At 65.4% G+C, this 13,914-nt stretch carries 12 protein-coding genes; 6 read left to right on the top strand and 6 right to left on the bottom strand.

Annotated features, from left to right (window positions below):
- Window positions 1–9 precede the first annotated feature (9 nt).
- The 5 genes from IGX34_RS19730 to IGX34_RS19710 all read left to right on the top strand — a co-directional run bounded on the left by IGX34_RS19730 (window position 10) and on the right by IGX34_RS19710 (window position 6,727).
- On the top strand, window positions 10–1,509 hold the full coding sequence (locus IGX34_RS19730; protein WP_192557520.1) for a Ppx/GppA phosphatase family protein: 1,500 nt from the start codon (window positions 10–12) through the stop codon (window positions 1,507–1,509).
- 302 nt (window positions 1,510–1,811) lie between these two features.
- Entirely contained in the window at window positions 1,812–2,489 is a 678-nt protein-coding gene (locus IGX34_RS19725) for a peptidylprolyl isomerase (RefSeq protein ID WP_192557464.1), read from the top strand.
- Window positions 2,486–3,211, top strand: coding sequence for a UDP-2,3-diacylglucosamine diphosphatase (gene lpxH / locus IGX34_RS19720; RefSeq protein ID WP_192557463.1), 726 nt, complete (start codon window positions 2,486–2,488; stop codon window positions 3,209–3,211). Before IGX34_RS19725 ends, lpxH begins: the two co-directional genes overlap by 4 nt.
- 288 nt (window positions 3,212–3,499) lie before the next feature.
- The gene (locus tag IGX34_RS19715) at window positions 3,500–4,918 is read left to right on the top strand and encodes a collagen-like triple helix repeat-containing protein (RefSeq protein ID WP_192557462.1); all 1,419 of its coding nucleotides are present in this window, start codon (window positions 3,500–3,502) and stop codon (window positions 4,916–4,918) included.
- Window positions 4,919–5,041: 123 nt separating this feature from the next.
- On the top strand, window positions 5,042–6,727 hold the full coding sequence (locus IGX34_RS19710) for a ShlB/FhaC/HecB family hemolysin secretion/activation protein (RefSeq protein ID WP_192557461.1): 1,686 nt from the start codon (window positions 5,042–5,044) through the stop codon (window positions 6,725–6,727).
- Window positions 6,728–6,799: 72 nt separating this feature from the next.
- Here IGX34_RS19710 and IGX34_RS19705 read toward each other — a convergent pair whose 3' ends face one another.
- The 3 genes from IGX34_RS19705 to IGX34_RS19695 all read right to left on the bottom strand — a co-directional run bounded on the left by IGX34_RS19705 (window position 6,800) and on the right by IGX34_RS19695 (window position 10,384).
- Window positions 6,800–7,804 (bottom strand): YVTN family beta-propeller repeat protein, encoded by a 1,005-nt coding sequence (locus IGX34_RS19705; RefSeq protein WP_192557460.1) that lies wholly within the window; start codon window positions 7,802–7,804, stop codon window positions 6,800–6,802.
- A gap of 330 nt (window positions 7,805–8,134) precedes the next feature.
- Complete coding sequence (locus IGX34_RS19700; protein WP_192557459.1) at window positions 8,135–9,121, bottom strand: malate dehydrogenase; 987 nt, start codon at window positions 9,119–9,121, stop codon at window positions 8,135–8,137.
- Between the two features lie 63 nt (window positions 9,122–9,184).
- Window positions 9,185–10,384: a pyridoxal phosphate-dependent aminotransferase gene (locus tag IGX34_RS19695; protein ID WP_192557458.1), complete on the bottom strand. Its 1,200-nt coding sequence runs from the start codon at window positions 10,382–10,384 to the stop codon at window positions 9,185–9,187.
- Window positions 10,385–10,578: 194 nt separating this feature from the next.
- On the opposite strand from IGX34_RS19695, the gene IGX34_RS19690 reads away from it, so the two are divergent.
- Window positions 10,579–10,833, top strand: a complete 255-nt coding sequence (locus IGX34_RS19690) for a GlsB/YeaQ/YmgE family stress response membrane protein (RefSeq protein ID WP_192557457.1) — start codon at window positions 10,579–10,581, stop codon at window positions 10,831–10,833.
- A 73-nt stretch (window positions 10,834–10,906) separates the two neighbouring features.
- Here the strand turns inward: IGX34_RS19690 and IGX34_RS19685 are convergent, their stop codons facing one another.
- The 3 genes from IGX34_RS19685 to IGX34_RS19675 form a co-directional block, all read right to left on the bottom strand.
- Complete coding sequence (locus tag IGX34_RS19685; RefSeq protein ID WP_192557456.1) at window positions 10,907–11,338, bottom strand: YidB family protein; 432 nt, start codon at window positions 11,336–11,338, stop codon at window positions 10,907–10,909.
- A 137-nt stretch (window positions 11,339–11,475) separates the two neighbouring features.
- A complete protein-coding gene (locus IGX34_RS19680) occupies window positions 11,476–11,985 on the bottom strand; it encodes a peptidylprolyl isomerase (protein ID WP_192557455.1) in 510 nt (169 codons plus the stop codon).
- Between the two features lie 88 nt (window positions 11,986–12,073).
- The gene (locus IGX34_RS19675) at window positions 12,074–13,903 is read right to left on the bottom strand and encodes a 3-hydroxybutyrate oligomer hydrolase family protein (protein WP_225737638.1); all 1,830 of its coding nucleotides are present in this window, start codon (window positions 13,901–13,903) and stop codon (window positions 12,074–12,076) included.
- Window positions 13,904–13,914 lie beyond the last annotated feature (11 nt).

Raw genomic sequence — 13,914 nt, 5'->3', positions numbered from 1 at the left:
GGCGACCCGATGCAGATCAAGGACGGCGAGCTGATGGCCGCCGTCGATATCGGCTCCAACAGTTTTCATATGGTGGTGGCGCGCATGGAACACGGCGAGCCGCGCGTGATCGACCGCCTGCGCGAAACCGTGCGCATGGCGGCCGGCCTGCGCGCCGACGGCACCTTGGACGCCGAACACCGTGCCCGCGCGCTCAACTGCCTGGCCAAGTTCGGCCAGCGCATCGCCGGCATCCCTACCGTGCGCGTGCGCGCGGTAGCCACCAATACGGTGCGCCGCCTGGCATCGCCGCAGGCCTTTCTGACCGCAGCCGAAGCGGCGCTGGGGCATCCGGTGGAAGTGGTGTCGGGCCGCGAGGAAGGGCGCCTGATCTTTCTGGGCGTGGCGCACGATCTGTCCGCCTCACGCGACCCGCGGCTGGTGATCGACATCGGCGGCGGCAGCACCGAATTCATCATCGGCCGCGGCCTGGCGCCGATGCATACGGAAAGCGTGCAGGTCGGCTGCATCGCTTCCACCCAGCGCTTCTTCCCCGGCGGCAAGCTCACGCGCAAGCGCTGGCAGCGTGCGCGCGACGAAATCGGCGTGCTGCTGCAGCAGTTCTCCGAGGAATACCTGGAAGCCGGCTGGACCGACGCCTATGGCTCATCCGGCAGCGCCAAGGCGATCGGCGCCGTGGTGCAGGCCATGAAGCTGTCCGATGACGGCGTCACGCCCGCCTCGCTCGCCACGCTGCGCGACGCCATGCTCGACCAGGGCCAGATCGGCTCGCTCAAGCTGCCCGGCCTGGGCGAGGAGCGCGCACCGGTATTCGCCGGCGCGATGGTGATCTTCGAGGCTGCGTTCGCCGCGCTCGGCATCCAGCGCCTGCAGGTATGCGAAAGCTCGATGCGCGAAGGCCTGCTGTGGGATCTGATCGGCCGTGCCGGCGGCAGCGATCCGCGCACCGCCAGCATCGATGCGCTGGCCAACCGCTACGGCGTCGACCGCGCGCAGGCGCGGCGCGTGGAATCCACCGCGCTGATGCTGTTCGACCAGATCGCCGCCACCTGGAAGCTCGATGCGGAAGCGCGCGAATGGTTGTCCTGGGCTGCGCGCGTGCACGAGATCGGCCTGGCCATCGCGCACAGCCAATACCACCACCACGGCGCCTATATCCTGCGCAACGCCGATCTGGCTGGCTTCTCCAAGCAGGAACAGCACCTGCTGGCGGCGATCGTGGAAGCGCATCGCCGCAAGCCGGACAAAGCCACCTTCGCCACCCTGCCCCAGCGTTACCGCCAGCTGGCCAAGCACATCACCGCGCTGCTGCGCCTGTCCGTGCTGTTCCGCCGCGCCCGCCGCGCCGAATCGCTGCCGGCCATGCGCCTGAGCGCCGCCAGCCAGCGCCTTACGCTGCAGCTGCCGGCCGGATGGCTGGAGCAGCATCCGCTCAGCCAGGCCGACCTGGAGCAGGAAGTGACGCCGCTGTCGGAACTGGGCCTGGCGCTGGCGCTGTCGGCGCAATAAAGCGCAATCCTTGCCTTGCCCCCTCCCCTGCCTGGCAGGGGAGGGCCGGGGTGGGGTTGCCAGCGCTTGCCGCTCACCACACTGCCCCTCACCGTCACTCCGGCCTTCGCCGGAATGACGGTGAGAGGAGTGACGATGGCTTCATGCGGAGCCATCCAGCCCTGCTGCATACCGGGGAAACAGCTGGCGCAGTTCCGCAATTTCCTGCCCGCTCCCGCCCCCTGTTCCCGCCGCTTTAAGCCACAAGCTCCCGCAGCCGCGTATCATGCGCGGATATTTCCGCCGCGCCCCCTCATTTCGCCATGCCCAAGCACCTGCTGACTGCCTCGCTTCTCCTGACCAGCCTGCTCGTCACCCCGCTTGCCATCGCGCAAACCGCCAAGCCGTCCGCCACTGCCACGGCGACTTCGGCGAGCGATCCGGTCGTGCTGCTGCATACCTCGCAAGGCGATATCGAGCTGGAGCTGTTCGCGGACAAATCGCCCAAGAGCGTGGCCAACTTCCTGCGCTACGCGCATGAAGGCTTCTACGCCGGCACCACCTTTCATCGCGCGATTCCCGGCTATCTGGTCCAGGGCGGCCTGTACACCAAGGATCTGCAGCCGCGCCGCACGCATACGCCGGTGCAGAGCGAAGCCGACAACGGCCTGTCCAACCTGCGCGGCACGGTTGCGGTGGCGCGCGGCGCGGATCCCAATTCCGGCACCTCGCAGTTCTTCATCAACCTGGTGGACGACCGCCGCCTCGACTACGTCGGCAACCAGAGCGGTCTCACCTGGGGCTACACCGTATTCGGCAAGGTGGTGAAAGGCATGGACGTGGTGGACAAGATCGCCGCGCTGCCCACTCACGGCCAAGGCCCGTTTGCCGCCGACGTGCCCAATCCGCCGGTGCTGATCGAAAGCGTATCCATCAACGGCGAGCCCACGCCGGCGCCGGCCAGCTCGTCCACGGCAGCCGTCGGCAAGGCTGCACAGTGAGCACGCTGTTTATCGCCGACCTGCATCTCGACGATAGCCGCCCCCAGATCACCAGCTTGTTCGAACACTACCTCGCCAGCGAGGAGGTGCGCCGTGCCGACGCGCTGTACATCCTCGGCGACCTGGTCGAAGCATGGATCGGCGACGACGACGATGCGCAACTGCCCAAGCGCATCGCCACCGCCACGCGCGCCGTGCGCGATGCCGGCGTGCCGGTGTATTTCATGGCCGGCAATCGCGACTTCCTGCTTGGCGAGGCATTTGCCGAGCGCGCCGGTTTCACCCTGCTCGACGACGGCACCGTGCATGACCTGTACGGCACGCCCACGCTGCTGATGCATGGCGACGTGCTGTGCACCGACGACGTCGCCTACCAGGCGGTGCGCCGCAACGTACGCACGCCCGCATGGAAGGCGCAGGTGCTGTCGATGCCGCTGGAGGCACGCCGCGCCTTCGCCGCCAAGGCGCGCGAGGACAGCCGCGCCCATACCGGCAGCACCCACGAGACCATCATGGACGTCAATGCCGACGCCGTGGCCCAGGCCATGCGCACGGCCGGCGTGACCCGGCTGGTCCACGGCCACACCCACCGCCCCGCCATCCACCCCCTGAATTTGGACGGCCATACGGCCAAGCGCATCGTCCTTGGCGACTGGTATGAACAGGGATCGGTTCTTAAAATCGATCTAAAAAGCCTGGATTTACAGGCTCTGCGGGAATAGATCGTGCCAAACGGCACGTCTCACGCCAGGCAACACTTCGTTTAGAACGCTGCGTCACATTTTGTGCGGAAGTTGTAGACGCCGCTTGCACGGCGGCTTCACGTGAGTGCTCGCAGCATCGCTTTCGCCCGATCCTTACTCATGTTTAGGCATCCAGGCGTAAAGGAGGCCGCCCATCCATTCCAGGCTCCGAATCAACCGGTACGCATGAGCCGGTCGGGAGGGATAGATGTCTACTTTCACGCATCCACTACAGGTGGAACGCACTGCGTTCGTGGAGTGATGATCATGCGCAATCTTTCTTCGGGCAATGTCCTCAAGCGGACCCTTCTTTCCAGTCTGATCCTGGCCGCGGTGGTCTCCATGGCCGCCTGCAGCGGTTCGGGATCGGTACGTTCTCCTTCCGGCGGCGGCACCTCGGTCGGCCCGTCCGGCAGCGGCTCCAGCGGCTCAGGTTCCAGCGGTAGTGGCAGTGGCAGCAGCAGTGGCGGCGGCAGCGGGATTTCCGGCAGCGGCGGCAATAGCGGCACACCGACGCCCACGCCCACGCCGACACCGACGCCCACCCCAACGCCCACGCCGAGCGCGGCGCCGTCCAACGTGCTTGGCGCGGTCGCGACCGGTGCCGGCAATGTCGTCTCCAGCCTGGGCGGTGCGGTCAGCACGGTCGGCTCGCAGCTCACCAATACGCCGCTGGGCAACAACGGCACCACGCAAGGTTTGGCCGGCGTGGTCGAGAACACCGGCAATGCGGTCAGCACGCTGGGTAATGGCGTCAGCAGCGGGCTCGGCCAGCTGGGCAATACCAGCGATCCGGTCGGCACCACGGTGCAGAGCGTCGGCGGCGTCGTGGACGATACCGGCAAAGCAGTCAACAGCCTGGGCGAGACCGTCATCAGCGTCGGCGACTTCCAGGGCTCGCCGATCGAACCGATCACCTCCACCCTCGGCGGCGCGGTATCCACCCTCGGCAATGCAGTGTCCGCCGGCAGCGTGCCGCTGGATGGCGCGCTCAGCACCGGCCTGGTGAAGACGGTGACGCAGGATGCCAGCAACCTGCTCAATCCGCTCGCCTCCAGCCTCAGCAATACCAACAGCGGCAACCTCGTCGCTGCCGTATCGACCGTCGGCGGCAATGCCACCGCGGGCGTCGGCGGCCTGGTGTCGTCGGTCGGCACGCAAGTCAGCGGCGCTGGCGCCGGCACGCCGGCAGCACCGGTTACATCCTTGCTCGGCGGTACCGTGGCGGGCCTGGGCGGCTCGGTAACCACGCTCGGCGATGGTGTCACCGCCGGCCTCGGCCATGCGGGCAGCATCAGCAATCCGGTCGGCGTGACCTTGGCCGGTGCCACCGGTGCCGTGACTGGCGTCGGCGCGACCGTCGCCGGTACGGGCGCCGCCATCAGCGCGCTCGGTTCGGGCCCTGCCGCGGCACTCAATCCGGTGACCAGCCTGGTCGGCAACGTAGTCACCACCGCAGGCGGTGCCGTCGCCGTGGTTGGCGCCAATGCTACGGGCGCCGTGAACGGACCGCTGTCACCCGTAACGCAGGCGGTCAGCAACGTGGTCAATGGTGTGGCGGGTATTACCGGCACCAGTGGCAGCGGTGGCTTGCTCGGCTCGGTGACCAGCGGCCTTTCCGGCGGCAGCAGCGGCAGCAGCAAGGGCAACGGACTGGCTGGCGTACTCGGCAAGACCGGCCTGTAACAGGCTGCGCTCGAACAAAAAGCAACACGCGTTGAAGTGGAGGCGGCCATGGAGCCGCCTCCACCTTATCAACGGCGCGCACGCCGCGCGCTTTTGCAAGACGCGACAAAACAGGGGGCAGTGATGAAGGCATGGATCGGCCCGGCGCTCGGCATTTCCATCGCGATGTCACTGCAGGTGGATGCACAGGTGCGTCCGCCCTCCACCGCCAATCCGCTGCAAAACCTGCCGCGCGTAGAAACGCCGGTGACGCCGCGCGTCAACGAGCAGGTGCAAAAACAGGCACCCAATCCACGCCTGGCCGCCTTGCTAGCCACCCCCATTACGCCACGCCGCTTCGATGTGGTCGGCGTGCATGCCGTGCCGTTCAAGGAAATCGCCGCGCTGTTCAGCCCGATGACCGGCAAGAACGTGCACGTGGCCGATGTGCTCGCTGCCGCCAACAAGGTCAGCGACGTGTACAAGGCACACGGTTATGCGCTGTCGTTCGGCTTTGTGCCCACCCAGGACTTTGCCAACGGCGACGTACACATCACCATCGTGGAAGGCTATGTGGCTACGGTGGACATTACCGGCGACGCCGGCAATATGGCCCCGAAGATTCGCGCCATCGCGCAGCACATCGCCAAGGACCGCCCGCTGCGCCAGAAAACCTTCGAACGCTATTTGCAGGTGCTGGGCATGCTGCCCGGCCTGCACATCGATGCGAACGTGCCCGCACCCACCACCACCGACGGCGCCACGCGCCTGGAGTTGAGCGTGAAGCGCACGCGCTTCAATGCCACCACCGGCATCGATTTCGATCATCCGGGCGTGCAAGGCCTCACCGGCGTTACCGAGAATGGCTTGCTGGGACAGGCCGAACAAGTCGGCTTCTCCACCCTGCTACCGTCCGGCCCCGGCGATCAGCGCCTGTACGCGCTGGCTTATCTGCAGCCGCTGTGGTCGGACGGCCTGATGCTGCACGTGAACGCCTCGCACTACCAGGGCAATCCCGATACCGACGACCAACTGCCCTCTTACCTGCAGCAGAACATGCATCAGGACCAATACACATTTTCCTTCAGCTATCCGCTGCTGCTGGACAACCACCACAGCCTCACCGCCACCGGCGGCGCCTATGCGACTACGCTCAACGAGACCTACACCAACACCGTCACCGGTGCGCGCTTGATCCAGCAGTACGGGCTGCGCGTGCTCGATGCGAAGATGGACTGGATCAAGGCCGGCGACACCAGCGTGCAGAAAGTGAATCTGGAAATCGCCCATGGACTGGATGCCCTGGGCGCCAATGCCAGCACCGTCGTGCGCGTCGGCAACCTGGCCGAAGCGGTGCCGGCCGATCCGCAGTTCACCCGCTACGACGCCACTTTTATCCAGAGCAATGTCTGGCCGCATCACTTCGGCACGGTGTTCAACATCACCGGGCAATACAGCAACAACACCTTGCCTACCACCGAACAGGTCAGCTTCGGCGGGCCGCGCTATGGCCTGGCCTACGATCCGGGCGAAACCGCCGGCGACAGCGGCTGGGGCGCATCGATGGAAGTGAACCGCTCGTTCGACGTGTCCACCCGCTGGGTGAAACAGGTAACGCCGTATCTGATCGGACAATATGCACGCGTGTATCTCAATGTGGGTGCGCCCACTACGGCCCAGCTCGGCACTGCCGGCTTAGGCGTGCGCTGGTCGGATAAGCGCTATTACACGTTTGACCTCACCTTCGCCGAACCGGTTGGCGACGTACCGTTCGAGGCGCCGCACCGCGAACCGCGCGTGGATTTCTCTTTCAGCTATCAGCTGCACTGAAGCTATCCCTGCAGAGCAAAAGCGGCCATCTCATCAGAGATGGCCGCAAGCCTGCATTACATCCCCGCATCCTCAGGCAGCTGGCTGCGCGGCCATGCCGGTCGGCGACTGCCCCACTTCGACGGTGTCGACAACCGTATCGGTAGCCGTGCTGATGACGGATACCGTATCGGAATAGTTGTTGGACACGTATACCCGACTGCCATCCGGACTGATCGTCACGCCAATCGGAAAGCGCCCCACGTCGAGCGTGGCCGTCACTGCGTTGCTGCGCGTGTCGATAACCGACACCGTGTCATCGTAGTAATTGGCCACATACGCACGGGCACCATCCGGCGTAACCGCGATGCCATACGGCTGAGTGCCCACCTCGATCGTAGCTACGACGGCATTGATCGCGGTATTGATCACATAGACGTTACGCGACCAGAAATCGGTCACGTACAGCTGCGCACCATTGGGAGAGAACGCCAGCTCACCGGGGATGCCTGCCACCTTGATGACCGCGGCAACGGTGTTGCGGGCGGTATCGATCACGGTGATGTTGCGGCTGTCTTCGTGGATCACATAGGCCCGGCGATTATCGGGCGTCACCGCAATGCCGACCGGGTAGCCACCCACTGTCACCTTGGCCGCGACTTTCATGGTGGCAGTATCGATCACGGAGACGTTCCGGCTGCTCTCGTTGGCCACATAGGCACGCGCACCGTTGGGGCTGATCGCCACGTCGGCAGGGCTCTTCCCGACCTTCACCGTGGCAGTCACGGTATGGCTGGCCGTATCGATCACCGACACGGTATTGGCATCGCCATTGGCCACATACGCCTTGTCACCGCCCGGCGTAAACGCCACGCTCAGGGGAGTCTTCCCCACCGCCAGCGTTGCGCTGACTTTGTTGGTTGCGGCATCGATGATCGAGACTGTGTTGTCGTCCGAATTGGCGACATAGATGTTGTGCGCGGCGACCGGCCACGTCAGGCAGCCCAGCAGCAGGGCAAGAATGCAGCGGCTTAAACCCGTTTGCCGCGTGGCAGCGGCAGGGCGCATCGTGAAGCTCGGTTGGTTGTTCGTCAGCATGGAAACTTCCTGTTGAAAAGGGGCATCGCTCTGCGATGAGTTTTCTGCACAAGCGCGGACTCGCGTCAGCGTGATCGCGCCCGGCCGTAAAACCTTCTCATGTGCCCATCCGCATGGCTGTCGGCGAAGCCTGATGCATCGATAGGATTGCGATTAGTGTTGCGCAAGCCCACCACCAAACCACCTGTAGGTTGGGTTAGCGCAGCGTAACCCAACGGATCTTGCCTACACCGATGAGTGACCCCGGATCGAATCCGGCACAGCCCAACTCAGGCACAAAAAAGGCCACCTCTTGCGAGGTGGCCTTTTTCTGCAGCAGTAAAACGAAACTTACTTCTTGGCGAACAGATGCTCGACGCCAGCGCGCTCTTCGCGCAGTTCCTTCTCGGTGGCGTCCATGCGGGCGCGCGAGAATTCGTTGATTTCCAGGCCCTGCACGATCTCGTACTTGCCGTTCTTCACCGTCACCGGATAGCCGTAGATCACGCCCGGCGCGATGCCGTAGGAGCCATCCGACGGAATGCCCATCGACACCCAGTCACCGTCCGTGCTGCCCAGCGCCCAGTTGCGCATATGGTCGATCGCCGCCGAAGCGGCCGAGGCGGCCGACGACGCACCGCGCGCCTTGATAATGGCGGCGCCGCGCTGCTGCACGGTCGGAATGAAATCCTTCTCGTACCAGCCCTGGTCGATCAGGCTGAGCGCAGCCTTGCCGCCGACGCTGGCGTGGTGCAGGTCCGGGTACTGGGTGGAGCTGTGGTTGCCCCAGATGGTGACCTTCTTGATGTCGGTGGTGTGCTTGCCGGTCTTTTCGGCCAGCTGCGACAGCGCACGGTTGTGGTCCAGGCGCACCATCGCGGTGAAGCACTTCGGATCCAGGTCCGGGGCGTTCTGCTGCGCGATCAGCGCATTGGTGTTGGCCGGGTTGCCCACCACCAGCACCTTCACGTCGCGCTTGGCGTGATCGTTCAGCGCCTTGCCCTGCGGCGAGAAGATTGCGCCGTTGGCTTCCAGCAGGTCCTTGCGCTCCATGCCCGGGCCGCGCGGACGCGCGCCCACCAGCAGGGCGTAGTCGACATCCTTGAAGGCCACGTTCACGTCATCGGTGGCGACAATGCCGGCCAGGGTCGGGAAGGCGCAGTCGTTGAGTTCCATCACCACGCCCTGCAGTGCGGGCAGCGCCGGGGTGATTTCGAGCAGGTGCAGAATCACCGGCTGGTCCGGACCGAGCATGTCGCCGGCGGCGATACGGAACAGCAAGGCATAACCGATCTGGCCGGCAGCGCCGGTCACGGCAACACGAACGGGGGCTTTCATCGTGGCAACTCCTTCAGGTGCATAAAACAAGACCTGCATCGCGTGATGCAGGCCGGAGAAGAATCAGGTCAATTCAGCAAAGAACTCGACGATGCGCGCAAGGCCGGGTTCGAGCTGGGCGGTAGGACAGGTATAGGAAATACGCAGCGCGCGCGGTTCGCCGAAAGCCGAGCCCGGCACACAGGCCACGCCCTTGGCTTCCAGCAGCGCCGCGCACAGTTCCACGTCGTTCTCGATGCGCTTGCCGTTATGGCTCTTGCCGAACGCGACCGAGATATCGGGAAAAGCGTAGAACGCGCCCTGCGGACGCGGACACACCACGCCGGGAATCCTGGCCAGCGCGGCCAGCACGATATCGCGCTTGCCGGCAAATTCCTCGCACTTGGCCGCAGGAATGTCCTGCGGACCGCTGAAGGCGGCAACCGCCGCGGCGGTGATCACTTCCGGCACGCTGGTGATGTGATTGGAATTGAGCGTGGTGATCGCCTTGGCCACCGATTCGGGGCCGGCGATCAGGCCCACGCGCCAGCCGGGCATGCCGTAGGTCTTGGAGACCGAATCGACGAACACCAGCCGCTCGCGCAATTCGGGCCGCGCAAATACGAAGTTGTGATAGCCGATACCGTCGAACACCATCGAGTTGTAGATGTCGTCGGTGATGATCCAGGTATCCGGATACTTGGCCAGCACGTCGGCCAGCGCGGCGATTTCCTCGCGCGTGTAGACCATGCCGGTGGGGTTGGACGGATTGTTGAACAGGAACACCTTGGGCTTGCGCGCCAGGGCGGTATCCAGTTGCTGCGGCGTGAGCTTGTAGTTCTGCGCCGGACCGCAGTGCAGCACGTTGGCCTTGGCGCCGACGATATCGGCGATATCGTGATAGGTGGTCCAGTACGGCGCGGCGAAGCAGATTTCATCGCCTTCGTTGAGGAAGGCCTCGGCCAGGTTGTACAGCACCTGCTTGGCGCCGATGCCGATCGAAAGATTGGCGCGGGTATAGCCGCTGAAACCCAGCGCTTCGATATGCTTGAGAAAGGCATCCAGCAGCGCATCGGCGCCGCGGTTGCTGCCGTACTGGCCGCTATCGTGCGAGAGCGCTTCGCGCGCCGCCGCATAGACATGTTCGCCGGGCAGGAAATTCGGTACGCCGATGGAGAAGCTGATGATGTCGCGGCCGGCAGCCTTGAGCTGCTTGGCCTTTTCGGCAATGACCATGATCGCGCTGGGTTTGGCGCGGCCGACACGCTGGGCGAGCTGGGGCATGGTTTCCTCGGAGGGGGACAGGAGGCAGCAAACCGGGCGATTTTAGCATGTGGCGGTGCGTCATCGACCTGGCCGAAAAACTCCTATTGCGCCGGGAAGTTGCGCTGGCATGATGCGGATGCCGCCGCAGGGCCCGGGCGGAGGGGAAGTCATCTGATCAGCAGCCTCGCCACAGACGCAAGGAGAAGATGTCTATGTTCAGCCTTATCTGGTCCATCATCGTCGGCTTCATCGTCGGCCTTATCGCCCGCTGGATCGTGCCGGGCGCCGAGCACATGGGTTTCATCATGACCACCATCGTCGGCATCGTCGGCTCGGTGATCGGCGGCTTTATCGGCATGCTGTTCAAGAAGCCGGAGCCGGGGCAGAAATTCCACGCGGCCGGCTTTCTGATGTCGATCGTGGGCGCCATCGTGCTGTTGTACTTGCTGCGCTTCGTCCAGCACTGAGCGGGCCGGATTCCGGCATAAAAAAAGCACGGCCGGTTCTCCGCGCCGTGCTTTTTTACGGACATGACCGGACTCAGGCGGTATGCGCCGCCAGCAGTTTCTCGGCCAGGCCGCCCAGCATCGACAGATCGAAGCCGCCACCGCCACTGGCCGGCACCTGGCCGTCCGGCGTGGCATGGTCCACCGCATGCGGCAGCACCTGCGCCACCTGGCTCATCAGCTGGCCCGGATCCACGCCCAGCTTGCCGGCGGCGTTGTTGATCACCGAGTCCAGCCCCGCCTTCTGCAGCACCTGGTTCAACTGGTCGCCGGAAATGGGCTGGTTGGCGCCATTGCCGACCCAGGACTGCACCGCATCGCCCAGGCCATGCTGCTGCAGCGTGCTGGCCAGACCCTGCAGGCCGCCCGCCTGCTGGATCAGCTGGCCCGCAACATTCACCAGCGAGGAGGCACCGCCTTCTTCGCCACCGCCCAACAGACTGCTCAAACCGCCGAGTAAGGACATTGCAGTGCTCCTTGTAGTGAGGGTGTCCAACCCGTGAATTCTATGTCCGCGAGTAAGACACAGAGGTAACGAAGGCGTGAAAAAGGCCGCCGGGGCAAACCGCGGCGGCCTTGGTATCCACACCCGGAGGCGCAGACTCAGCCGCGCTGGTCGAGCACCGCGTTCCACTCCTTGAGGCGCACGGACTGCGCATCCAGCAGGGCGTCCACGTCGCCTTCCACGGTAACCTTCTCGATGGTGTCGCCCTGGCGGATCGCATCGACCACCTTCTGGTCGTCCGCGCCCAGCACTTCGCCGAACACGCTGTGCTTGCCGTCCAGCCACGGCGTGGGGCCATGGGTGATGAAGAACTGGCTGCCATTGGTGCGCGGACCGGCATTGGCCATCGACAGGATGCCGGGCTTGTCATGGCGCAGGGAGGCGTCGAACTCGTCTTCGAAACGATAGCCCGGACCACCGCGGCCACTGCCCTCGGGGCAGCCGCCCTGGACCATGAAATCGGCGATCACGCGGTGGAACGACAAACCATCGTAGTAACCGCGGCGCGCCAGATTGACGAAGTTGGCCACCGTCACCGGGGTCTTGTCGTCGTGCAGGCGCAGGTGGATGGGGCCGCGATTGGTGGTGAACGTGACGTTGATGGCCATGGGTATTCCTTCAATCAGAAGCAGACGGGCGCCCGAGGCCGGGCGACGAATCGGCAAGGATACCCCTGCATGGATGGATGGGGAATGCTTACGTACCTGTCATACCCAACATGCCGCGTTGCAGAGCCCCTGCCCCACGCGCCTGCCCCTCCGGCACCGGCAGCTGCGCCGGCCACGGCTGGCCCTGGAACAAATGCGCCCACAGCCGATCCAGCGCCGCGTAGCCATACGGCAGCAGCGGCAGATGGCGATCGCCGAAGCCCGGCAGCGCCAGGAACGCATCGAAGTGCTGCGCGTGCGGCACCTTCCAGTACAGCGGCTGGCGCTGCTCGGCGCGCAACCATGCGATGTAAGGCTCCGAGGTGAATGCCGTAGGCAGCAGGCCGTCGTCGGCGCCGTGCAGCACCCACAGGGGCAGATCACGGCGCGGCAGTCGCACGGCGAGTGCCTGCACCGCGGCGTGCAGGGCACGTGCGTCGGCATCGTCGCTACTCCACAGGTGGCGCAGGCAAGTGATGCCGGCCAGCTGCGGATCGGCGCTGCCATCGGTGCCGCCGAACAGGCCCACGCCATTGCCCGGTGGAATGCCCGAGGCATCCGCCCACCAGCTCGCACGCGTGGCCGCGTCGGCGACGCCTGGCTTGCCATCGACCAGCGCGGCGTAGCGATAGCCACAAGGCATGCCGCCTGCGCCGCGGCGCAGATACGCCGAGGCGTATGCCGCGCCGATCACGCGCCACAGATCGAGCGCGGTGGACGATGCGGCGGTGGCCATGGCCTGATCGGTCCAGCCGCTGCGGTGCAGATGCGCGAGCGCTTCCTGCGCCTGCGCGTCGGGCGTGGTCGCAGTGAGCAAGCCTTGCGCATGCAGGCTGGCACAGCGGGTCAGCCACGCCGCATGCGGCGCGCCATGCGCGTCGCGTGCGAACGGCGTGGTGTTGAAGCGTGCATCGAGCAGCGCGCACGGCAGCCACAGCGCTGCTTCGCTCATATAGTCGTACAGCGCACGGCCGTGGCCGGGCGTGTGCACATTCGGCTCCAGCGCGACCACCCCGGCGAGCATGTGCGCATCGTCCATGCCGGCCGCCTGCAGCACGGCGCCACCGCCGTTGGAAAGACCGGTGGCGATGATGCGGGTGTTCTGCGGCGTGAAGGGCGCCTGCTCGGGAAAGGCGCGATCGAGCATGGCCAGGCCGAACTGCGCGGCCTGCAGCACGTGCCGGCCCCAGTCGGCCTCGGGGTTGTCGCCCGAATGCGCATGCTTGACGGCGATGCCTTCGCCGTTCGCCGCAGGTTCGAATTCCAGCAGCGCCGTGCCGCGTTTTGCGCGTGTGCCGTCCAGTGCGACGCCGCTGTAGTCGCCGTAATCGAAATAGCCCGAGCCGGTGCCCTTGTCGGTATAGGCCACCGCGCAACCGCGCGGCAGGCCCCAGGCGCCGGCCAGGGCGATCGCACCGTAGACACCGCGCGAACCGGAGGACGCCGTTACCACCAGGCAGCGATGTGCCTGGTCGAACTTGTCGGGCACCTGCACCAGCACGCGATGTGGCGCATGCGCGCCGGGAATCCTGGCGAAGGCCTGGTATTCGCGACCGGGCACATCCGGCACCGCGCCATAGACACTGCCGAAGCCGCCCAGCGGACCAAGATCGGCAATGCCTTTCCAACTGGCCTGGATCGCGCGCCGGCGCAATTCCTGCGCGGTGGGATGCTGCGCATCCGCGAACGGCGACGGCGCCGCTTTCAAGCCAGCCAAGCCGAGGCCGGCGCTGAGCAGGTCGTCCTGTCCGCGATGCGTGGTGACGCGCACCTCACCCTGCACAAACTCGATCCCTTGCATCGAAGGCTCCGTCGAAGACGCCTGCGCCACGCCGGCAGCCAGCATGGCGATCCCAACCAGACATGTGCGGATATTCATCCGCCCACCAT

The sequence above is a fragment of the Dyella acidiphila genome (genome assembly GCF_014863405.1).
GTDB classification, from domain to species: Bacteria; Pseudomonadota; Gammaproteobacteria; order Xanthomonadales; family Rhodanobacteraceae; genus Dyella_B; species Dyella_B acidiphila.
The sequence above is the reverse complement of the archived record's forward strand: the minus strand, read 5'-3'. Positions and strand labels throughout refer to the sequence as shown.